At 55.2% G+C, this 22,137-nt stretch carries 15 protein-coding genes and 2 CRISPR repeat arrays; of the genes, 1 reads left to right on the top strand and 14 read right to left on the bottom strand.

Features of this window, described 5'->3' with window-relative positions; translation table 11 throughout:
• Positions 1-50 precede the first annotated feature (50 nt).
• The 11 genes from dinB to cas10 all read right to left on the bottom strand — a co-directional run bounded on the left by dinB (position 51) and on the right by cas10 (position 15,354).
• Positions 51-1,268, bottom strand: a complete 1,218-nt coding sequence (gene dinB, locus B5F54_RS02905; protein ID WP_087230218.1) for a DNA polymerase IV — start codon at positions 1,266-1,268, stop codon at positions 51-53.
• Positions 1,269-1,411: 143 nt separating this feature from the next.
• Positions 1,412-2,557 (bottom strand): toxic anion resistance protein, encoded by a 1,146-nt coding sequence (locus tag B5F54_RS02900; RefSeq protein ID WP_087230215.1) that lies wholly within the window; start codon positions 2,555-2,557, stop codon positions 1,412-1,414.
• A gap of 20 nt (positions 2,558-2,577) precedes the next feature.
• A complete protein-coding gene (locus B5F54_RS02895) occupies positions 2,578-3,747 on the bottom strand; it encodes a 5-bromo-4-chloroindolyl phosphate hydrolysis family protein (RefSeq protein WP_172749519.1) in 1,170 nt (389 codons plus the stop codon).
• Between the two features lie 472 nt (positions 3,748-4,219).
• Positions 4,220-6,829, bottom strand: a complete 2,610-nt coding sequence (gene clpB, locus B5F54_RS02890; RefSeq protein ID WP_087230209.1) for an ATP-dependent chaperone ClpB — start codon at positions 6,827-6,829, stop codon at positions 4,220-4,222.
• Between the two features lie 544 nt (positions 6,830-7,373).
• A CRISPR array of direct repeats spans positions 7,374-8,080; the repeat unit is 33 nt; unit sequence GTTACAATCCACGCCCCGTCAGGGGACGGAAAT.
• Between the two features lie 120 nt (positions 8,081-8,200).
• Positions 8,201-9,028, bottom strand: coding sequence for a DUF6602 domain-containing protein (locus B5F54_RS02885; protein ID WP_207651942.1), 828 nt, complete (start codon positions 9,026-9,028; stop codon positions 8,201-8,203).
• Positions 9,016-9,801, bottom strand: a complete 786-nt coding sequence (gene cas6, locus B5F54_RS02880) for a CRISPR system precrRNA processing endoribonuclease RAMP protein Cas6 (protein ID WP_087230206.1) — start codon at positions 9,799-9,801, stop codon at positions 9,016-9,018. Before cas6 ends, B5F54_RS02885 begins: the two co-directional genes overlap by 13 nt.
• Positions 9,798-10,958: a type III-A CRISPR-associated RAMP protein Csm5 gene (gene csm5 / locus B5F54_RS02875; protein ID WP_087230203.1), complete on the bottom strand. Its 1,161-nt coding sequence runs from the start codon at positions 10,956-10,958 to the stop codon at positions 9,798-9,800. Before csm5 ends, cas6 begins: the two co-directional genes overlap by 4 nt.
• A complete protein-coding gene (gene csm4, locus B5F54_RS02870; protein WP_087230200.1) occupies positions 10,955-11,926 on the bottom strand; it encodes a type III-A CRISPR-associated RAMP protein Csm4 in 972 nt (323 codons plus the stop codon). The genes csm5 and csm4 overlap by 4 nt, the downstream gene beginning before the upstream one ends.
• On the bottom strand, positions 11,904-12,584 hold the full coding sequence (gene csm3 / locus B5F54_RS02865; protein ID WP_087230197.1) for a type III-A CRISPR-associated RAMP protein Csm3: 681 nt from the start codon (positions 12,582-12,584) through the stop codon (positions 11,904-11,906). The genes csm4 and csm3 overlap by 23 nt, the downstream gene beginning before the upstream one ends.
• Before the next feature lie 12 nt (positions 12,585-12,596).
• Positions 12,597-13,112: a type III-A CRISPR-associated protein Csm2 gene (gene csm2, locus B5F54_RS02860; RefSeq protein WP_087230194.1), complete on the bottom strand. Its 516-nt coding sequence runs from the start codon at positions 13,110-13,112 to the stop codon at positions 12,597-12,599.
• On the bottom strand, positions 13,102-15,354 hold the full coding sequence (gene cas10, locus B5F54_RS02855; RefSeq protein WP_172749517.1) for a type III-A CRISPR-associated protein Cas10/Csm1: 2,253 nt from the start codon (positions 15,352-15,354) through the stop codon (positions 13,102-13,104). The genes csm2 and cas10 overlap by 11 nt, the downstream gene beginning before the upstream one ends.
• Before the next feature lie 425 nt (positions 15,355-15,779).
• Positions 15,780-16,415: a CRISPR direct-repeat array (repeat unit 33 nt; unit sequence GAAACAATCAATACCCCGCCAGGGGACGGAAAC).
• 500 nt (positions 16,416-16,915) lie between these two features.
• Between cas10 and B5F54_RS02845 the strand changes: the two genes are divergently transcribed.
• On the top strand, positions 16,916-17,746 hold the full coding sequence (locus tag B5F54_RS02845) for a hypothetical protein (RefSeq protein WP_237966629.1): 831 nt from the start codon (positions 16,916-16,918) through the stop codon (positions 17,744-17,746).
• 233 nt (positions 17,747-17,979) lie between these two features.
• Here B5F54_RS02845 and B5F54_RS02840 read toward each other — a convergent pair whose 3' ends face one another.
• From B5F54_RS02840 to B5F54_RS02830, 3 genes are all read right to left on the bottom strand, one after another.
• Positions 17,980-20,385, bottom strand: a complete 2,406-nt coding sequence (locus tag B5F54_RS02840; RefSeq protein ID WP_172749516.1) for an ATP-dependent helicase — start codon at positions 20,383-20,385, stop codon at positions 17,980-17,982.
• 117 nt (positions 20,386-20,502) lie between these two features.
• Positions 20,503-21,672, bottom strand: a complete 1,170-nt coding sequence (locus tag B5F54_RS02835; RefSeq protein ID WP_419761397.1) for a sodium ion-translocating decarboxylase subunit beta — start codon at positions 21,670-21,672, stop codon at positions 20,503-20,505.
• Between the two features lie 89 nt (positions 21,673-21,761).
• Positions 21,762-22,133, bottom strand: coding sequence for an OadG family protein (locus B5F54_RS02830; RefSeq protein WP_087230186.1), 372 nt, complete (start codon positions 22,131-22,133; stop codon positions 21,762-21,764).
• Positions 22,134-22,137: the final 4 nt, after the last annotated feature.

Below are 22,137 nucleotides of genomic sequence, written 5' to 3'. Positions count from 1 at the left end.
CCGAACGCTGATTTGTCCTCATTTTAGCAAGACCTTGGCCGGAATGCAAGTCAATCCGCGCCGATGTCGTTTTGCAGCACCCCGCAGATGGACACCGCATCCTTGCCAAACTTTTCCCGGATGGCGTCCAGAGTGGTCTCCAGCTTTTCCTGCTTTTTGCGTTCCTCCTGCCGGGAGTGCTCAAACAGGCTGAGCTGTTCCCCCGGCGCTTCATCCGCAGGCACCAGGTTGGTCCCGGTAAGCGTCAACATGCGGATCGGCGCATTGGGATTCCACGAATCCGCCAATATCTCCATAGCTGCACGGGCCAGCTCCTTTGACAAAAAGGTCGGCACCGCGAGCGGCTTTTGCCGCGAGATGGTTTTAAAGCTTGGATTGCGGATATTGAGCTGTACCGTATAACATTTCACCCCACTGCGGCGCATACGCGCTGCAACGGTATCGGCCAGGACTGTAACGCCGAGCCGGATGTCGTCCCACCCGACCAGGTTCCTTTTAAAAGTCAGCCCATTTCCCACCGACTTGACCTCTTTCGGCTCATAAATGCTCTTCACAGGGCTCCTGTCAAGCCCGTTGGCATAGTCGTAGAGTTCCCCGCCGATCTTTCCCAGGCTTGCCACCAGCGCCTTGCGGTCCGCATGGGCCAGGTCCCCGATGGTGCGGATGCGCATGTTTTGCAGGGTTTCCCGTGCGCTTTTCCCAACATAGAGCAGGGCGCTCACCGAAAGAGGATACACAATGTCCCTGTAATTTTCCCGCGAGATCACCGTGGTCGCATCGGGCTTTTTATAGTCGCTGCCCAGCTTGGCAAAAATCTTATTGAAGGAAACCCCAACCGAAATTGTCAGGCCGGTCTCCCGCTGGACCTCGGCGCGCAGGCGGTCCGCAATCTCCGGCCCGGAACCGAACAGCCTCTGGCTCCCGGTGACGTCCAGCCAGCTTTCATCGATGCCGAAGGGCTCCACCAAATCCGTATAGCGCTGATAGATCGCGTTGACCCGCTTGGAATATATGGCATACTGGTCACGATGCGGCGGGGCGAGCACCAGGTCGGGGCATTTGCGCCGCGCTTGCCAGATGGTCTCCGCGGTTTGGACGCCGAACCGCTTGGCCCGCTCATTTTTTGCCAATATGATCCCGTGCCGGTTCTCGGGGTCCCCACAGACCGCCATCGGCACATCCCGGTAAGCCGGATGCAGCAGGCATTCCACTGATGCGTAAAATGCATTGCAGTCACAGTGCAGAATCACACGGTCCGGGCCCTCCATACGCTCATCTCCAATCAAATGTTCTACCTTATTATAGAACGCTGCCGCACAAAAATCCAGTGACTCTCAAATGGTTTGTATTGGAAAAACAGAAAGCCGCCCGGTGTCCATGCACCGGAGCGGCCGATCTGCTATCTTTCGCATTATCCGCGGATTTCCAGCAGCTTCTGTTTGAGTTCGTTTTCCAAGCGGCCCAGCTCCACCTCCGCCTCGCGGCGCTTCTGCCGGCCTTCCTCCTGTATATGCATCACTTCGTCCAGGGTGGAGATCAAATTTTGGTTGGTTTCGCGCAGGGTTTCCATATCCACGATGCCGCGCTCGGTCTCCCTGGCTGTCTCCACGGTCGCCATTTTCAGCGCCGCGGCATTCTTTCGCAGCAGCTCGTTCGTCATGTCCGTAACCTCGCGCTGTGCCTGCGCCGCCTGCTGCGAATGGGCTATCCCCAAGGCCAGGGCCATCTGGCTCTTCCAAAGCGGGATGGTATTCACCAGCGTGGACTGAATCTTTTCCGACATCTGCGTGTCGTTGCTCTGCACCAGCCGGATCTCCGGCGCCATCTGGATGGACACCATGCGGGTCAACTCCAGGTCATGCAGCTTTTTGTCGAAGCGGTTGCACAGGGCGTTCAGATCGTTGGCGGCCTGTGCATCCTCCGGCAGGCCAGACTGCTTAGCCTTTTCCACGAGCTTGGGGAGTTCTTCCTGCTGCACCTGCGCCAGTTTCTTTTTTCCTGCCAAAATGTACATGGACAGCTCTTTAAAATAGACCTTGTTCATCTCGTACATCTTGTCCATCATGGCGACATCCTTAAGCAACTGCACCTGATGGCGCTCCAAAACCGCGCAAATCTTTTCGACATTGGCTTCCACCTTGTCGTATTTCGCTTTTAACGCGGTCATCTTATTGGCTCCCCGTTTAAAGAATCCGAAGAATCCTTTCTCCTCTTCCTCCACGTCAAAGCTTTTCAGCTCCGTTACCACACTGGACAGCATATCCCCGACCGCGCCGAGATCCTTTGCGCGCACATTGTTCAGCGCATCCGCCGAGAAGTCCGCCATCTTTTTCTGGGCGCCCGCGCCGTATTGCAAGATCATATTGGAATTGCTCAATTCGATCTTTGCGGCAAAATCGTCCACCATTTTGCGCTCTTCCGGCGACAGGCTGCTCTCGTCGAACACCGGCGCTTCGGTGGGCGCCTGCGCAGGTTCTGCCTTTTGCAGTGAGGCGGACGGCTCATCCGCAAAGGGCTCAAAGGTCAATACGGGTTGCTCCTGAAAAGTCTCGTCCATAGCAATTTCCTCCGATTCATTTACGGTTTCTTCTTGCGGAACGCATCCTCGGTCAGGCCCTCCTGCGCGAGCATGGTTTCCAACACGGAGATATCCGTCGAAATATCCATCACATCATCCTGGAACAGGCTGTCCAGGAGATTCTCAAAGGCGGTGTTGATCGTATCCAACGTATCGCTGATCTCAGCCTTCACTTTGGTGACATTTTCTCCCTGCACCGGCTGTCCGTCAAACTCGCGATAGGCCTTGAGCAATTTTAAAGTGGTCGGCAAATAGTATTGCATAAATTTGCGGATGTCCGGCAATTTCTGCGGATGGGCCTCTACATGATCGAAAATCTTCGCGCAGATCTCTTCCAATCGGGACAGCTTCCGCGAAAATTCTTCTCCCGGAATCGCACGGTTTTCCTCGCGAATCTGCCAGAGATAATCGCGCCCCTCGGCAATCGCCCGCTCACATTCGCCGGCCTCATCCGCCTCCGGCTGTTGCTTTTTCCGTTCTTCTTCCAACTGCCGGCGGCGTGCGCTCTCTTGGGCTTGCAGATACTGCCGATAGGTCTCGTTCGTGGCAATAAAGCAGGTCTCCTGCTCATCGATATGCCCTTCCGGGAACAAGCCGTCCCGGATCATCTTCTGCAAATCGCGAATGACAAAGGATTTTGATTCACCCACAGAGGCCGCCAAAAGGTCGAGCGAGCAAAAGGTATCGCCATTCAACTGCGCCTGATACCGTTGAAACCGGCGTTTCCGGCGGACTTTGCGCACGCCGCAAATAGCCAATACGGTAAACCCCACACAAAGCGGAACCAGCACCACACTGGAGATCGCAAACGCGGCCCAGGGCATTCCCGCCAGCAGAGAAGCGAGCGCAAGGATCACAAACGCCAGACCGGTTGGGATTGCCCCAGCCAACCCGACGATCTCCATGACGGTACCCGCAATCGAGGTTCCCGGGTTCCCACGGACACGCAGCTGGACACTTGAGCGGGGAACGGGCCGCCCCGGATATATATAAGGCTTCGGGGGAGCAGGCCTGCGAGGTGGAACCGGCCTATGAGTCGGAGCCGGGCCTTTATGGGCATCTACGTTTTCCCGCACTGTGCGGACCACGGTCTCTTTCAGATATAGGGCGTCCTGGACTGTCTGGTGGATTTGCTCCTCCAAATGATCTATAAAATCTTTATCAATCATACGGTGTTCCTCCACACCAGGGAATCTTCCCAGAATATAACCGGTTTCATTATATCGCATTCCTTATAAAATAACAATATTTCGTGCGATGAACCGAAAGCAATTTTGACATCAGCCCATCGTTTATCCGATAATCAAAATCACTAGTAACCTAATGTTTGCCCACCCCCAGAGGGGTTCGTACTTGCCGAGTCCTGGAACGGATACGAAAAAATCCTTGCATCGCTTGTCCTGCTACTGGTAAACCAGTTCACTTTGGTTTTCTGTAACATTCTGCAAAAACTCCCGAGTGCTTTGCTCGAAATCTATTTTTTTGGGAATCAAAGACGATCTTCATCTAATACGAACTTGTTTCGCCAAGGCTTTCTTATTTACCCCTGGTTGGATCAGGGGATGTTAAGCCGAAAGGCAGAAAAATGCAGTGCAATGTGCGATACACATTGCACTGCATCCATTCTTCAATGAGCTTCTATTATCCCTCGTCTTTTACAACAAGCTGATTGCCGTCATAATCCACGAGGAGCGTCTCACGCGGCTTGATGTTCCCTTGGATGATCTTCTTCGCAATCAGAGTTTCGACCTTGCTTTGGATGAAACGCTTCAACGGGCGCGCACCGTAGACCGGGTCATAACCGCTGTCTACAATGAACGTCTTGGCTTCAGGCGTCAGCTTCACGCCGAGCTGCTTATCCGCCAGACGGCGCTGTAAGTCCACCATCTGTAAGTCCACAATATGGCCTATTTCGTCGCGCGTCAACGGCTTGTAGAAGACAATCTCGTCAAGACGGTTCAGGAATTCCGGCCGGAACTGCTGCTTCAACAGCGCGTTCACCTGCTCCTTCGCCTGTTCGCTGATCTGGCCGTCTGCACCGATCCCTTCCAGGATGGCGCTGGAGCCGAGGTTGGAGGTCAGGATGATAATCGTATTCTTGAAGTCCACGGTACGGCCCTGCGAATCTGTGATACGGCCGTCGTCCAACACCTGCAACAGGATATTGAATACATCCGGGTGCGCTTTCTCCACCTCGTCAAAGAGGATGACGGAGTACGGCTTCCGGCGGACCGCCTCGGTCAACTGGCCGCCCTCCTCGTACCCGACATATCCCGGAGGCGCGCCGATCAGACGTGACACGGAGAATTTCTCCATATATTCGGTCATGTCGATGCGGATCATATTGCGCTCGTCGTCGAACAACGCCTGCGCCAGGGCCTTTGCAAGCTCTGTTTTGCCCACACCTGTGGGGCCCAGGAAGAGGAACGAACCGATCGGGCGGTTCGGATCCTGAATCCCCGCGCGGGAACGCAGGATCGCTTCGCTGACCTTCTCCACCGCTTCGTCCTGCCCGACCACCCGCTCATGCAGGATGTCGTCCAGGTGCAGCAGCTTCTCGCGCTCGCTCTCCATCAGCTTGGAGACCGGGATGCCCGTCCAGCGGGCCACAATCTTCGCGATTTCTTCCTCCGTGACCTTGTCACGCAGAAGGTTTGTCTCCGAGGACTGGCTCTTTTCCGCGATCTGCTCTTCCTCTGCCAGCTGCTTTTGCAGCTCGGGCAGCTTGCCGTACTTATATTCGGCGGCCTTGTTCAAATCATAGGCGCGCTCGGCCTTTTCGATCTCTGCATTGACCTGCTCGATTTCCTCGCGCAGCTTCTGCACTTTGCCGATGGCCTGCTTTTCGTTTTCCCACTTTGCCTTCATTTCCTTGAACTGGGCGCGCAGGTCCGCCAGTTCCTTCTGGATGTCCTTCAAATGCTCCTGCGTCAGCGGGTCGGTGTCCTTTTTCAGGGCCGCTTCCTCGATTTCATGCTGCATGATCTTGCGGGAAATCTCATCCAGCTCGGTCGGCATGGAGTCGATCTCCGTGCGGACCATGGCGCACGCTTCGTCCACCAGGTCGATGGCCTTATCCGGCAGGAAACGGTCGGAAATATAGCGGTTGGAGAGCGTCGCCGCGGCAATCAACGCCTGATCCTGGATCTTGACGCCGTGGAACACCTCATAACGTTCCTTCAAGCCGCGCAGGATGGAGATGGTGTCCTCTACGCTCGGCTCATCCACCATGACCGGCTGGAAGCGGCGCTCCAAAGCCGGGTCCTTTTCGATGTATTGATGGTACTCGTTGAGCGTCGTCGCGCCGATGCAGTGCAGCTCACCGCGCGCCAGCATTGGCTTGAGCAGGTTGCCTGCGTCCATGGAGCCCTCGGTTTTGCCCGCGCCCACAATGGTGTGCAGCTCATCGATGAACAGGATAATCCGGCCCTCGCTCTTCTTGACCTCGTTCAGCACTGCCTTGAGGCGTTCCTCAAATTCGCCGCGGAATTTCGCGCCGGCAATCAGCGCGCCCATATCCAGGGAGAAGATTTTGCGGTCTTTGAGGTTGTTCGGCACGTCCCCGCGCACAATACGCAGTGCCAGGCCTTCCGCAATAGCGGTTTTGCCGACGCCGGGTTCGCCGATCAGCACCGGGTTGTTCTTCGTCTTACGGGACAGAATGCGGATGACGTTGCGGATCTCGTCGTCACGGCCGATCACCGGGTCGAGCTTATGGTTCTTTGCGAGCTCGACCAGATCCTGGCCGTATTTGGAGAGCGCGTCATAGGTTTCCTCCGGCGTGTCGCTGGTCACGCGGGTGTTGCCGCGCACGCTGGACAGCGCGGTCAGGAAGGCGTTCTTCTCAATGCCAAAGCGCTGGAAGACGTCCTTCATGGCGTTGTTGGGCCGGTTCAAAATCGCAAGCATGATATGCTCGACGGAAACATATTCGTCCTTCATCCGGTCGGCTTCTTTTTCCGCCGCAGTCAGGACTGCATCCACGTCTGCGGAAACATAGATTTTCCCTGCCTCACGGCCCGGGCCGGTCACGCCTGGGATGCGGGAAATCTTTTCCGCCACTGCGCGCTGGACGGCGTCGCAGTCTACATGCATCTTTTTCAGCAGCTGCGTGATCAGCCCGTCGCGCTGTTGCAGCAGAGCCGCCACGAGGTGTTCTTCCTCGATCTGCATATTGTTGTTTTCAATGGCGAGGTTTTGGGCTTCCTGGATGGCTTCCAGGGATTTTTGGGTGAATTTCTGTGCATTCATGTTCAACCCCTCCTATCGTTTACACATTCAGTGTTCATGCGGGTTTGAGATGTATTTTTAGCACTCTTTTATTGAGTGTGCTAAAAGTATATCGCATATATATGAACAAATCATGAACAAATGAAATATTTTATGTAAACCGGAAAATTTGTTCCCTATTAGGGGGAGAATGCCCATTTTTTGTCCGGACTATGCACAAATTGGAACGCCCTTTGGAGGAAAGAGCCACAATGGAACGCTGGTTTCGAACACGGCAATCCTCCATAAATCATACGACACAAGCGGCTGGGAAAAACATCTGCAAAAGAGTTTGGAAAATACATCCGCCTCGAAATGCTGACCAGAAAAGCGGTTTCCCGGACACAACCCCGCCTTTGTGCGAACCCCAAGCACACAGCCGTTTTCCGGGAAGTTCGCACCGCGCAGTGCGCCTGGGGTGGAGCGGTATTTTCGCTAAAAGCCGAGCAAAAGATGGATTATTTTTATGAGGTTCGCACTTTTAGCCTTTACAACCCGCATGGTTTCTGGGTATAATAGGGGTGGAGTTACAATCCACGCCCCGTCAGGGGACGGAAATATCTTTGTTCTTTCTATCGTCCGAACCATCTGCGTTACAATCCACGCCCCGTCAGGGGACGGAAATCTAACAATCCACATGACCAGACGATAAACCTGGTGTTACAATCCACGCCCCGTCAGGGGACGGAAATGATTTTACTTCAACTTCCGGTTTCAGCCATCCCGGGTTACAATCCACGCCCCGTCAGGGGACGGAAATTATTGCTTCTCTGCCACGGCGGAACAGATCTAAAGTTACAATCCACGCCCCGTCAGGGGACGGAAATGGTGAGGCCGCGAGCAATGTTATTTGTGACCGTCAGTTACAATCCACGCCCCGTCAGGGGACGGAAATACTTTTTCTGATTTGGAAGAATACCGGATTGAAAAGTTACAATCCACGCCCCGTCAGGGGACGGAAATCCCGATTGTCCCATCGGGATAGATCATTACACGGCGTTACAATCCACGCCCCGTCAGGGGACGGAAATCCAAAAAACTTGTTGACGCATACAAATCCGCCACAGTTACAATCCACGCCCCGTCAGGGGACGGAAATTTTTATAACTCTTACGGCCTCTGCAAACAGGCCAGTTACAATCCACGCCCCGTCAGGGGACGGAAATAAAGGTATTAAAACACCCATTCGAAAAATCACAGGTTACAATCCACGCCCCGTCAGGGGACGGCTATGGGGTGTCATGTGAGCACAGGAATATTGGAGAAACAACTCAACTACGCCCCGCCAGGGGACAAAACAAGGCGCCTATCCCACGAAAATGGGATAGGCGCCTTGTTTGATTTACATGTTATTTATTTTACAGCCGGTTCCTCTTGGTTTTCCTTCTCTTCCGAGGCAGATAGTTCTGCCGTGGAAGCTTCTTCGGATGACTCCGTCTGCAAATTTTCTTCGTCTGTTTTTAAGTGGACGTTTGTCAATGTCGCGTTGGCATAATCGCGGATATCGATCGCCGGGACGGTCCCGAGCTTATAAAGCTCATCCAGAATCATATAAAAGAACGCGAGGACCGCTTCCTCCGGCTCGCTGTGCAGCATGGATAAGAAATTTCTCTCCGGATCGCGTTTTACTAAGAAAGAGCCGGATTTTACCGCGCATCCGATGTCAATGTTCGGATTGTCCTCCACATAAGACTCCACTGTGCTCCAACCAGCGGATGCCGCGGCCAGAATTCCGCCGAGAATGGGCGGCAGGGCTCTGGGTGGAACCTCCCGACCGGCGACAATCATTCCACGCGATGTCCGGTGCAGGTTCACCACGCTTTCGATTTTCCGGTTTGTGTACTCCACCGTCTCCTTGTCGATCTTCTGCTTGGAGTCAAAGACCGCATAGACGCTTTCCGCCGTGATGAATTTTTCGCCCGCATCGGTTCCAAAGATCAGCGGGGAGTACAGGGCATCATAGATGATAATATCGATCTGCTCGCTGACCGCCCCTTTGCTGTCGAATACGAACCCCTTATCCACCGCATATTTGCTGGGCAAAAAGCTCCGGAAAAAGTCGATCCAGGCCCCCTCGCAGTGGTCGCCCTTTGTGACCGGATGGTTGATCAACACATCTAGCTTGGATTCCAGCAGCGTCTGCTTGCTGCGAAGCAGGGACTTGATGTTCATCTGTTCCATGAAAAAACCTCCTCTGTTTTTGGGAAAGATTCTTCCACCGTACAGCCGCCCATCCCCAGCGCCGTCTTGATTCCAACGCCGGTATGGGGCAGCGCGCACATCAACAGCCAAAACAGCCGTTTCATGGAGGTTGGTCCATGGATGGCCAGCCGTATCCAACCGGTAAAGCCCGGTATCACGGCGCCTTTCATGCTGTATCTCTGCGTGTGGAGCGAATAGCCAATGATCCGCGCCGACTCGACGAGCTGCCGGATCGCCTCCTCGTCCTGTAGCGTCACCCCGCTGTCCAGCAGCGCAAAGCGCGAGGCCGCACTCTTTACCACCAGCCCTGCGGTGGGGAACAGCGCATACTGGTTCTCGGTTTTAAACGTCGTGGGGGACAGGAAGCGCAGCTGATAGGAAGATGGAAGCGCCGGCGCGGTAAAACAGCGCTCGACCGCCTCTTCAAAGCGGAACGTTTCCTTTTCCGCCCTTCGCACGCAGACCTGCTTCCCACCGCTGCGGAATGGAAAGGACGTGCTGTTCAGCAGGATGGGCGCGACCGTCTGCACCGCGTCCTCCGAAAACAGCGTCCATTGATACACGGCCCGATGGCGTTCTTCCCTCGACGGGAGCAGATATTGGCAAAACGGCCGCTCGCCTTCCTCATGCAGATACGCGGCATAAGCGGGTGGAAGCTGCTCCATCAGCCAACCGTACAGGCAATAGGCGTCCTCCGCCACCAGGGGCGCGCGATGGGTTTCCTCCAATTCCAGGCGGATGCTCGTCGTCATGGAAACAGCACCTCACATTTCCCCATGGGGACCAGGCGGTCTTCCCATTTGGTGCATTTCAGCATGTGCGGGGAACCCCCGGCGGCCACGTCGGTTTCATGGTAGCCATCCGGGAACAAAAAGGTGAGCAGCTCTGCGGTGCAAGCAAGCGATGCATCCCCATACAGGGACTGGAGGATCGTTTTGCTGGGGAACCCGCACCCGCCGCCCAAATAGAGCACGCACCCGCGTTCCTCCGCTTCATGTTCGAACCCATGGAATTTCGCGACGAACTGCCGGTTTTGCAGCGCATAGAATTCCTGGATTGCCTCGACCAAAAATTGCCGGTCCATCCCCGCCTCCCGCAGGAAGCAGTCGTCCAGGGTGAGGGCGGCGTGCAGCTCCGTGCCGGGCTTCAAACACTCGCGCATCATGGGCACGCGGGAGGAAATCCCGCCGCTGGGCCCCACGTCCAGCTTCTGGCACAGCGTCAGGCAGGATGCTTCCACCGGCAGGCTGTCCGAAACCGACAGCCCGCGCATGGCGGAGCAGACCGCATTATAGCTCGGAATTTCTTTCCCCTTTTGGTTGACCAGCCGCAATTTGTGGAACTGCCCTTCTTCGATGTTTCCGGCTTCCCGGCGAAAAAGGCTCTTGCTGGCACGGCCATGCGGTTCCTTCCCGGATTTTACACGCGCGTCCATCTCCTGCACGCCCTTGTGGAATGCATCTTCCGGAAACGGGCACGGCTTCTTGCCGGCGACCATCTTGTTCAGGAGCGCCGTCCGCATAGCGCCCTTAATGCTGCTGCCGGGAAGATAGGGCTTTCCGCCCGGCCCCTTTACCATGGAATGGATATCGTCCAGGCGGATCGGCTTTCCGTTGATGGTTCGATCCCCGCCGTGCGCCGTATACGCGGCCAATCCGCGAATCTCTTCCTTGGACGCCTTCTGGGACAGCAGCCATTGGTACAGGCTGTTGTCGCTGCTGAGAATGAAATCCGTATATGCGTCCACCAGATTCCGTTCCTGTAGCCAGGAGAAAAAGCGGTCCCGGTCCGGCACATAGACGCGGTTTTCGTTCGGGATATAGATGTACTCCTTCTTCAAGAGTTTTTGCCCGCATCCCACAAAGACCGGCGTCAAGACGCGCATCACCATATGGATGGTTTCTTTCATACATCCACCCCCAAAAACATCGGTTTTAACATGCGCAGCGCCGGTTGGCGTCCCTCCGGCGCAACATTCCGCACCTGGCCGGTAAACCGTTTGGAAAAGCAGGAACCGGACGCGAACGCATAGACCGTCCGCTTTTTGTAGCCCATTCCATGGACGAAGCCCCCTCTTCTGCAAAGGGAATATTCCGCGTGTTCCATCGCTTGCTCCAGCTCGTCCTCTGCCGGGAGCGAGGTATTCAGGGTCATCCAGTGGGCGGCGGGTTCTCCGGATAGGTATGTCCCCAGGACCCGGGCCGCTTCGCAGGCGCTTTGGGCCAATTCACCACAGCGCTCCAATTGAAATTTTCCGAAGCCAATGCTCCGTTTTCCGCCGACCCCGCTAAAGGACAGGGATTGCAAAAGGCCTTCCACAAGGGAGCGCACACGATCATCGTCAAAGGCCAGGATACAGTATAGGCCGCAGTCCTTGTTAAATTGCAGCCCTCGCACGAGGTATGGGTCGGTCTCCTCCTTGCCGCGCACGGCGGCACAGGCGCGTTCATCCAAAAAGGACAGGTTTTCAAGCTGTTGCAGGCAGGCGGCCGCGTCGAATGGACGGCCCTCCCGCCAGAGGTCCAAGTACGCATCCCAAAGGGAGGCTGGCAGGTACGTCAATTTTTTGAACAGCTTCCGCTGTCCCGGGTCCTGCATCTGCCGGAGCCCTTGTTCTGTGCGGATCAGCGGCTTCGGGAGAAAGAGCTCGTCTGCCCGGTAGGGAAACGCGTCCGAAAGCAGGAACCGCCCTGCCTTTGCCTCTTCCAAGAGGCTGTTTCGCGCTGTTTCGTCCCGCAGCGCCTCAATACACAGGGCGGAAAACAGCGTATCGGAATGCAGCAGAATCCCAGACGACTGCAAGACATTCCGCCCATCGTCCGGCCCGATGTGGAGCGCCCCATAAAAATGGAATTTATAAAGGTAATACGTTCGCATCTTTCACACCCTCAAGCGTCTTTTGCAGGGTTTCGATCTTTTCCGTTTCGCCCGCCGCCTGAATGACCTTCAGATCCTCAAAGCGGATGCGTCCGCTGCCCCGGCTGCCATGGCCGCCCAGATAATCCAATTGCAGCAGCTGCATCCCCTTCGCGAGCGTTTGGAAATCTTCCTCTACTTCCGCCGGATTTTCCACATTATAGATCACCGCAAAGGAAAATTTTGCCCCCCGGATCACGCGCTCCAAAGGCCGCGGATTGGCAATCGACGTCAGCCGGTTAATGCTGTTTTCCGTTTTGACCTCTGTAAAGCCGGTGTCCATCAACTCGTCTGCATTGGCTAGGAAGCAATCCATAAATTGAAGCCGGGAAGCCACCGCCTTTGTTTCTGCACTGGAAGCTGGTTTTCCAAACAACCGGGCAATTGGGGGTGGATCGTCCTTCGGTTCCGGCAAGACATAGCCCTCCACGGCATCCCGCACCAGGAGCGTCCGGATTTTCCCTTTCAAGCTGCTGCCGGGAATGATGGGGTACTGCGTCTTTGGGTCCCGCACCACAGGGGAATTTGCCGCGCCGATGGCGGCATAGACGTCGGACGCGCCGATATGTAACCCGGTCAGCACTTCAATCTGCCCTTGAATCATCAATTTCTGATACATCGTTCCACCCCTTTAGTCCTTTTTATCGGTGTAATAATAGTGGTAGGCAACCAACGCTTCCATATAGCGCGCATACCGCAGGAAGCGCCCTTTATCCGTGCCGATAAAGTCGAGGCCCCTTAAAAGCCCCGACTCCTGCAAAAAGCTCTGCACATCCGCCTTCCGTCCCGCATCGTACACCATCCGCACCTTGATGCTCCCGATGTCCGCGGGGGTGATCTCCCCGCCGATGGTCACTCGGTTGTAGAGCCGCGTAACAAGCGCAAAGAGATTCCGCATCTGGCTGCTGGTCAGCTCCCCATAATTTCGTTTGATTTCATTTTCCTTATTCCATTTGTTTTTACTGGGCCTTCCCAGCCGCTGCATACATTGATCGGCCAAATCTACATAATCGTCCCTGCTGAAAAATGCCGGCGGTTCTTTGCCGGAGGACGCCTTCTGGCCGGCGGGCTGCCGCTGCGTCCGAGCGACCTCTTCAGGGGTCTTCCCGATCAAACCTCCCAGCGCGTCTTTCCAATCACTCGCCATATGGTTGCTCTTCCCCTTTCTCCTGTGATGTCCGGATCAAGCTCAAATACAGTTCCATCGCCGTCAGCAGCTGCCTGCGGCTTTCCGCATCCTTGATCCATTGATACAGCTTTGTCGAAAATTCATGATACAAATCGGACAGCTCGCGCTTGTCCTTTTTTGGCTCCATCCGGGCCAGCAGATACGCAAAACGCGCCACGTTGATCGTTTGCCCCGGGGTTCGGTCCAACTGCTCCGCATAATTCTTCAGGCGGTAAAGGAACGAACTCCCCCGGCCGTTCTGTTCCTTCCGGTCCATTTCAAAATAGCGCTCCAACAAATAGAGCTTTTCCGTGACAACCTCTTCGATAAAGGTATCCCAATGGTACAGGTGCCGCGCCACATGCCGCACCGATCCACCGGCGTCCGGCAGCAGCTCCAAGCCAAACAGGGCGAGGCCGTTTTTCCCGGCGTCGATCCCCTTGGCTGCGTCCTCCAAGATCGCCGTATCCTCCGCCATCGCATAGAGCGGATAGTGCGGGGAAAACAGGCCAATCCCGGCGGAAAAGGTCAAGCGGCCCCCGGTAAAGCCCCGGAACGCGCGGTACAGGTCCACCGACAGTTCCACAATTTCATTCCAGGCGCCCACAATAAAGAGATCGTCCCCGCCCGCATAGACCACGATGGCCTTGCGCGGGGAACGTTTTCCCGCTTCGTTCCACACAAGGTGGAACGGATCGACCGGTCCCTCCGTCCCCTGCAAAATCGTTTGCAAGTGGACCTTGAAAAACTGCGTCAACTGCTGCGAGAGCGACGCCGTCAGAGGGAGGCCGGAACCGGTTTCCCCGGACTGCAAACGCCGGTGAAACCCGCTGACGAACGCCCGGCCCAGGTTGTCCACATCCGCCCGCAGGACGCCCAAACGCCGGATGCCTTTGGAACACGCCGCAAGGCCCTCAAACGTCGCCATTTTTTCATCGATCGTATATGCATAAGCGCCGAGTGGAAGCGGAATGTCCGCATTGCCCCCGCTGCCCGGCGCATAAACGCGGACGACGGTCCCCGGCTGTTCTGCACGGAGGCGTTCCGCCTGCGCCCGGTCCATCATATAGACAAACCAATCCTGCCCATCCAGCGAGGGAAGCGTCAGGGGCGTGCCGCCCTCTTCCCAAACTGCGCGGCAGACGGCCGCCACCTTTCCCGGGGCAGCAAGGCCGGAGGAGCTATCCCGGAATTCCCGGCAGACCGGGCAGAGGTCGTCCCCATCCAGCGGCAAGCTGCTGCCCGCGCAGACCCGGCATTCCCGCTCCGGGTCGCTCATCTCCTGGGAATTCAGCCATGTCAAACCGCTGGCGTCAAACCGGCGGTTGCGCTTTTGGTTCAGCTTGTTTTCCAGCCGGGCAAAGATCTCCTGGTAAGCTGTCCCGCCCTCGTTTTTGAGCTGCGGCCCGGAACAGGGCTCCCAGGCATAGAGGAATTGCAGCGCGCCGGAAAAGCGCTTGAGCAGCCACTGGTTGACGCTGCGCAGGCAGGCTTCCAGGGTTTCCCGCGTGCGGTCCGTATTGGGCAGGACGGCATAGCTGCTCCCGCCGCCCACATACAGCCGGTGCGCCCGGCAGAGGTGCAGCCGGTCCAGCAATTCCGTCATCAGATGTTCTTCCAGCAAATCCAAATAAAACGACCGGCTCCGCAGGGATTTCAAAACCCCTTTGCCGGAAATCGTGTACAAAAACTTCTGAATCCCCGGCAAGCCGCAGGAGACCAGCAGGAACGGGGATTCCCGCCCCGCTTCGCGCATACAGCACGCCAGGCAGACCTCCAGGCGCGCCTTCTGATACAGGGATACCCCTGGGATGCCGGAAGGATAATAGGAAAGCTGCTGCCTGCAAACCTCCAGGGCGGGTTCGATGCGCCCGTCCGCCGCCTTCAGCTCGTCCAGGCAGCGCTGCATCCACTCCCGCTTTTCGGCTGGGCGGACAGCCTGTTCCGCCGGGCATTGGAAGCACTCCACCGCATCCGGACGGAACATCCGGCACGGCGTCCCTCCGTCCAGCAAGTCGAAGATGGAAAGCAGGCCGCTCTCGGATGCATCCAGCTTGGCCGTGCCAACGACAATCCCGGACGCCCGGCGCAAAAGCGCCTGTTCTTCCTCCGAAAGCGCCGTCTCCATGTCCGGCCCAAACGATGCCTGCCACACCTCCGGCGGGCCATACGGCCGCAGGGCATGCAGCAGGCATTTCCACGCAAACCGTTCTTGTTCCATAAGACCTCCTCTCCCGCTGAGCTTTCTACAAAAACGCATCGGCTCAAGCGTCTATTTTTATTATTTTAGCACAATTCGTCATTTTTTGCAATTCCTTAATAAAATTTTCCTAGTTGCATCCTTTTTTTGCAGCAATTTTGCACCTTGCACCACGCGGAACAAGGGGGATGCGCCAATGGGAAAGCTTGAACCCGGAGAGCGGAAGCCGCAAGCCGAGAGAGGGCTGCAAAGTGCGAAGCTGTCTGTTGGGAGGGGTAAGCGGCGCCCAGTTTCAGCCGCTTCGCGCCGATACTGTTACAAAAGAGCGATGGATTTCATGGATAATTTTATGCAAATTTGCTTTACTTGAAGCAAAACGCATGTTATAATGAAAACAGATTTGATGTGTTTGGCAAAAATACAGGAGAATTTTATGCACATTTGCCGAAACAATCAATACCCCGCTAGGGGACGGAAACGATTGGTGGGAATAATCATCAATCAGCTGCTCTGAAACAATCAATACCCCGCTAGGGGACGGAAACCTTGTCCAGCAGTCCCCATTTCACTCGTAAAAGGAAACAATCAATACCCCGCTAGGGGACGGAAACCCTTATTGGATTTAACAGCCTTCTGCTTTTTGTTGGAAACAATCAATACCCCGCCAGGGGACGGAAACAAGACTGGCCTTATCTGCAAATAGGCTTTCAGTGCGAAACAATCAATACCCCGCCAGGGGACGGAAACGGGGTCTTGGTGTCCTGCTGGTTGGGGTCTTCATAGAAACAATCAATACCCCGCCAGGGGACGGAAACATAGTTCCGATAATCATTACAAGACCCACAGGAAACAATCAATACCCCGCCAGGGGACGGAAACTCCCCGAATACTATATCAGTAGGGGATTACGGGGAAACAATCAATACCCCGCCAGGGGACGGAAACGGGTCGCATTTTTTACGGGAAAAACAAGAACGTATGAAACAATCAATACCCCGCCAGGGGACGGAAATTGTCCTACATACTGTCTTAAGTGATTGATGACTTTTGAAACAATCAACGCCCCGTCAGGGGCCGGAAAGCTAGATAATTTGAAATCACATCCTCAATTTGCCGAAACAATCAATCCCCGTCAGGGGACGGAAATATGCGAGGCATCTCGTTTAGACATTGCACCATGAAAAAATTACTGCCCCGCTAGGGGACGGAAAGGACATCCCTGCGATCGCTTTCGGAATGTTCATGAAACACAATCAACGCCCCGACAGGGGACAAAAAAAGAGCAGTCATTCAAAAATGACTGCTCTTTTTCTGTGCACGGCTTTTCCTTGATATCCGCCCCGCCTGATTTTGCCCGCCGCCTCCATCCCCCGCATCTGCACACCCGCTTGCCCATAGCGCTTGGCTCCGCGCGGCGCCTGCCTTCCTGCGCATCCGCCTTCTGTTTCTTTTGAAATATTCCAGTAGCAAAAAGAGCGGCCTGCCATAAACTGTTAGGGAGAAACAAGGTTGTGCGTGCGTCTGAAACGCCGCGCGCCGGGTTCTTTTTCCCGACTTTTCAGATGTAAGGAGGATTTTTACCATGGATGAGAACAATTGCAACTCCACGCCGCAGGAACCAGGCGGGAATTTCAAAGAAGCGGTGTGCATCGACGCTATGCGCATCTACGATAGTTGCAGCGATAAAGACTGCTTAGAGGACCTTCGCGTTTACTTCACGCCCGATAAGCACGACTTGATCGAACAAGCAACCAATGTACGTATCCGCAATGTGGAGGTTATCACGGTCTATCTCGACCTGGAGCCCGTGCCCTTTAACAAAGGGTTCTATTCGATCGACATGACCTTCTTCTTCAACGTCTGCCTGGACGTCTATTCCCTGCCGAGCGGCGGCCCGGTGATCGTCAGCGGCGTATCCGTCTTTAACAAGAAGGTCATCCTGTTCGGCAGCGAGGGCAACGTCAAGATGTTCAGCTCCGACTTGAATTGCGATGAGGTGGACGCCCAACTCACCAGCGGCCGGGTCCTGCCCAAAGCCACGGTGCAGGTTGCGGAGCCGATCGGCCTCTCTGCGCGCATTTGTGACCGTCCGATGGGCTGCTGCGACGCGTGCTGCCGCATCCCGGACAGCATCTGCCAGCGCTTTGGCGGCCAGTTCGAAACCAACACCTGCCGCAATGTCTATGTCACCATCGGCGTATTCACCATTGTGCAGATTGTGCGCAACGTCCAGATGCTGATCCCGGCCTATGACTTCTGCATCCCGGAAAAGGAGTGCGTCACCACCAGCGACAACCCGTGCGATATGTTCCGCCGCATTGAATTTCCGACGGATGAATTCTTCCCGCCCAAGGTGGGCGAAACCGGGTGTGGCTGCGACTGCCGCAACCGCAAACCCAGCTGTTCCGACTAAAACGTTTGCATCGCTCCGTATGTCGGAGCATAAAATACGAGCCTGTGGGGAAAAGACCTCACAGGCTCGTGTTTTTGACGCCCACCCCATCAAACGGCGGGTTTCTTTTATGGAAAGCACATCATCCGGCAGGTAGGGTTCCAACCCCCAAAGCCGCCGGAGCGCTTTGTCAAGAGAGGGAAGCCGCAGCCCCTCCCCGTTCTTTTCGCTGTGCAAAGCATCATAAAAGGGGCTCACTGGTTTCCACTCAATTTGGTCAGCCGGGCAAAATTGGCCATTAATTTCTTTGTGCCGACCTGTTCAAATGCGATCTCCAACAGCGTATCGTTGCCCATCGGCGTTGCGGTGAGGATGCATCCCTCGCCAAAGGTGCGGTGCGACACACGGTCGCCCACGCGCAGGGGTTCTGACGGCGCATGGCCCTGTTCCAGGCTGGAAGGCCCAAAGTGGCGCGCTGCATTGGCGGACACCACCCGCGCTTCATAGGAAGAGGTGGGGAGCACCATCCCGGGCTTCGGCTTTTTCCATTCGCGCGTCCGCGAACGCTCGATCAGCTCCTCCGGGATCTCCGCAATGAACCGGGAGGGCTTATTGCGGGAGGTGCTGCCAAAGATCATGCGGCTTTCCGCGTTGAGAATATAGAGCTCCTCTTTGGCGCGCGTGATCGCCACATATGCTAGGCGGCGCTCTTCCTCGATTTCATTCGGATTGTAAATCGCCTGCAACCCAGGGAAAATCCCCTCTTCAAACCCCGGGAGGAACACTACGGGGAATTCCAGGCCCTTCGCGGAATGCATGGTCATCATAACCACCGTATCCGCGGTTTCATCAAAGTTGTCGATGTCCGTCATCAGGGAGACCTCCTCGAGGAACCCGGAGAGGCTTGCCTCGTCCCCGTTGTCCTCCTCATACTTGATGATATTGGAAGACAATTCGTTGATGTTGTCGATGCGGTCCTGCGCGTCGTCGTTTTCGGCGGCCTTCAGCGCTTCGATGTAATTCGTCCGATCCAAGATGAGATGGTATAGATCGTTCAGGCTGACATCCGGGTCGTTGGAGGCCTCGATGAGCGACTGCATCAGCTCTGCAAATTGGAGCAGCTTCGGCGCCGTACGTTTGAGCGGTTCGTAGGAATCCGCGTGGCAAATCACATCAAACAGCGATTCGCCCAGGGTAGCCGCAATCTCGGAAGCCTGTGCAATGGTCTTGTCCCCGATGGAGCGCTTCGGCTGGTTGATAATCCGGCGCAAGCGCATTTCATCTGTGGGGTTGTTGATGACGCTCAAGTAGGCGATCATGTCGCGGATCTCCTTGCGCTCATAGAAGCGCAAGCCGCCGATAATCCGATACGGCACGCCGGACTTCACGAACATCTTTTCCAAAATGTTCGACTGCGAATTCATGCGGTAGAGCACGGCAAAATCGGAATATTTCCGGCCGGCGGCTACCTCCTCCAAAACCTTCTTGGCAATATAATCCGACTCATCCTGTTCGTTGTATCCCGTGTGTACCGCGATCTTTGCGCCCGCAGGGTTCTCCGTCCAGAGGGTCTTCCCCTTGCGCTCTGTATTGTTGGAGATCACCGCGTTTGCCGCGTCCAGAATATTCTGCGTGGAGCGGTAGTTCTGTTCGAGACGGATCACCGCCGCGCGCGGGAAGCTTTTTTCAAAGCTCATGATGTTTTCAATCGTCGCCCCGCGGAATTTATAGATGCTTTGGTCATCGTCGCCCACCACGCAGAGGTTCTGCCGCTTTTGCGCCAACAGCTTCACAAACATATACTGTGCATGGTTGGTATCCTGGTACTCATCCACCATCACATAGCGGAACTTGTCCTGGTAATGTTCCAATACATCCGGGCATTCCTCAAATAGCCGCACGGCATTGCAGATCAGGTCGTCAAAATCCATGGCGTCTGCCTCTTTGAGGCGCTGCTGGTACAGCTTGTACGCCTGCGCCAGCAGGATCAGCCGGTTGTCCCTGCCCGCCTGCTGTTCGTATTCCTTTGGGGAAATTAAATTGTCCTTCGCGCGGGAGATCGCCGCAAGGATGGATTTATAGGACAAAACCTTATCGTCGATGTTGAGCGCCTTTTGGCAATCCTTGATTAAGCGGCGGGAATCATCGGTGTCGTAAATCGTAAAGTGGCTGGTATAGCCGAGCCGCTCCCCATCCCGGCGCAGCATCCGGGCGCAGGTCGAGTGGAAGGTAGAGGCCCAGATGTCGCCCCCGGCCGGTCCCAACATCGTCTCCAAGCGGTTTTTCAATTCCCCGGCCGCTTTATTGGTAAAAGTGATGGCCAAAATCTGCCAAGGGCGGCAGGGTTCCACGGCCAAACGCTCGCGGATCGCATCGGGCAGAGCCCGTCCCTCTTCCGCTGCCGCTTGCAGCAGATCCAAATCCTCCTGCGAAAGTTCCGGAGGCAGCGCTGTACTGTGATATGCCCCGCCCCAGCGGATCAAATTGGCAATGCGGTTGACCAAAACCGTTGTCTTTCCGCTTCCCGCACCAGCCAGGATCAACAAGGGGCCGTCCGTATGGAACACCGCCTCTTTTTGCCTACCGTTCATCCGGGAAAACTCCCGCTCCATGACCGCTTTCTTCCACTGTAAAATTGCATTTGCTGTCTGTTCCTTCATGATCTTTACTCCTAACGTCCTAGACAGAGCACAACTGTGCCCCTCAATGAAATACCCGCACGCTTTAAGAGTGTGCGGGTACAATTCGTTCAACACCTATTTCGTTTTCAAATTCGATCAACCGAGAATGCTGATCAACACGCCTGCCGCAACCGCCGAACCGATTACGCCGGAAACGTTCGGCCCCATTGCATGCATCAGCAGGAAATTGCCCGGATTTTCCTCCTGGCCGACCTTTTGGCTGACACGCGCCGCCATCGGCACCGCCGAAACGCCTGCGGAACCAATCAACGGGTTTACCTTACCCTTTGTGGCGATAAACATCAGCTTGCCGAACAACACGCCGCCGGCTGTGCCGAAGCAGAACGCCAACAGGCCCAGGATAATAATGCCAATGGTTTGCGGGCTCAGGAAAACTTCACCGCTCGCCGTTGCACCAACCGTCACGCCCAAGAAAATCGTGATAATATTCATCAATTCATTCTGCGCAGTGTTAGCAATACGGGAAACAACGCCACTCTCGCGCATCAAATTGCCCAGCATCAGCATGCCAACCAGCGTTGCCGCATCGGGCAGCAGGAGGGAAATCAGGATGGTGACGATGATCGGGAACAAAATCTTTTCCAGCTTCGAAACCGGGCGGAGCTGTTCCATAACCACCGCACGCTCTTTCTTGGTCGTCAACGCCTTCATAATCGGGGGTTGGATAATCGGGACCAAGGCCATGTAGGAATACGCCGCTACAGCGATCGGCCCCAAGAGCTGCGGGGCCAATTTGGATGTCACAAAGATTGCCGTCGGGCCGTCTGCGCCGCCGATAATCGCAATCGAACCAGCTTCTTGTGCCGTAAAGGACAAATTCGGGATACCAAGATTCCCAATAAAGATCGCGCCGATAAAGGTCAGGAAGATACCCAACTGCGCGGCAGCTCCAAGCAAAAAGCTCTTCGGGTTGGCGATCAGGGGGCCGAAATCTGTCATGGCGCCAATCCCCAGGAAAATCAAAGGCGGATAAATACCAAGTTTTACGCCCTGATATAAGTAGTAGAATAAGCCTCCGTTTGCCGTGGCTGTCGGTTCGGCCATAATCGCTGGATACAGGTTTACCATCATCATACCGAACGCAATTGGCAAAAGCAGAAGCGGCTCAAATTCCTTCTTAATTGCCAAGTAGATCAAGATACAGGCAATTCCGATCATGATATAGTTGCGCCAATCGTTGGTCATAAAACCGGAACTTCTCAAAATATCCAAAATGGAATTTACAAATTCATTGATAATTTGCACTGAAAATGTCAGCCCTTTCTTTTTCAAATTGTGTCAGGCTGAATGGCCTGTCCGTTACAAAAACATTCCTTACATAATCAATCGTTGTTTTAGAAGGGGCGTGTATTTTCCAGCCTGCCCGCTTCCCCCCAAAGGGAACGCGGATTTGTGGCAGCACGCTTAACGGAACGGATCACGGGAGCGGAATCGCCGCATGTCATATAGACCGCTGCAGAAATGGCCGCAACCACCTCGCCGGGGATTCCCTCCTCTACCTCAATGGGAGCAGGTTCCGGTGCAGAAACAGGCGCACGAACATCTTCTGTTTTGTCTTTTCCTTTGTGCCGCTTTTGCGTTACCTTGTAAATGATATTGCCATAGACATTGATAATCAAGATCAAAAAGATCAATACGGCAAATACCACCACAAGGCCGGTCAACAGTATTGTTAATGAGAGCAATGCTTCATTTTGTGGATCCATTTGA

The sequence above is a fragment of the Anaeromassilibacillus sp. An250 genome, from assembly GCF_002159845.1.
Taxonomy (GTDB): domain Bacteria; phylum Bacillota; class Clostridia; order Oscillospirales; family Acutalibacteraceae; genus Anaeromassilibacillus; species Anaeromassilibacillus stercoravium.
Note: the sequence above shows the minus strand (reverse complement) of the source record. Positions and strands in the feature narration are given on the sequence as shown.

Bases quoted from the DNA above. Each gene is read 5' to 3' on its own strand.
- dinB (WP_087230218.1), bottom strand. From the start codon at position 1,268: ATGGAGGGCCCGGACCGTGTGATTCTGCACTGTGACTGCAATGCATTT.
- B5F54_RS02900 (WP_087230215.1), bottom strand. From the start codon at position 2,557: ATGGACGAGACTTTTCAGGAGCAACCCGTATTGACCTTTGAGCCCTTT.
- B5F54_RS02895 (WP_172749519.1), bottom strand. From the start codon at position 3,747: ATGATTGATAAAGATTTTATAGATCATTTGGAGGAGCAAATCCACCAG.
- clpB (WP_087230209.1), bottom strand. From the start codon at position 6,829: ATGAATGCACAGAAATTCACCCAAAAATCCCTGGAAGCCATCCAGGAA.
- B5F54_RS02885 (WP_207651942.1), bottom strand. From the start codon at position 9,028: ATGGAACAGATGAACATCAAGTCCCTGCTTCGCAGCAAGCAGACGCTG.
- cas6 (WP_087230206.1), bottom strand. From the start codon at position 9,801: ATGACGACGAGCATCCGCCTGGAATTGGAGGAAACCCATCGCGCGCCC.
- csm5 (WP_087230203.1), bottom strand. From the start codon at position 10,958: ATGAAAGAAACCATCCATATGGTGATGCGCGTCTTGACGCCGGTCTTT.
- csm4 (WP_087230200.1), bottom strand. From the start codon at position 11,926: ATGCGAACGTATTACCTTTATAAATTCCATTTTTATGGGGCGCTCCAC.
- csm3 (WP_087230197.1), bottom strand. From the start codon at position 12,584: ATGTATCAGAAATTGATGATTCAAGGGCAGATTGAAGTGCTGACCGGG.
- csm2 (WP_087230194.1), bottom strand. From the start codon at position 13,112: ATGGCGAGTGATTGGAAAGACGCGCTGGGAGGTTTGATCGGGAAGACC.
- cas10 (WP_172749517.1), bottom strand. From the start codon at position 15,354: ATGGAACAAGAACGGTTTGCGTGGAAATGCCTGCTGCATGCCCTGCGG.
- B5F54_RS02845 (WP_237966629.1), top strand. From the start codon at position 16,916: ATGGATGAGAACAATTGCAACTCCACGCCGCAGGAACCAGGCGGGAAT.
- B5F54_RS02840 (WP_172749516.1), bottom strand. From the start codon at position 20,385: ATGAAGGAACAGACAGCAAATGCAATTTTACAGTGGAAGAAAGCGGTC.
- B5F54_RS02830 (WP_087230186.1), bottom strand. From the start codon at position 22,133: ATGGATCCACAAAATGAAGCATTGCTCTCATTAACAATACTGTTGACC.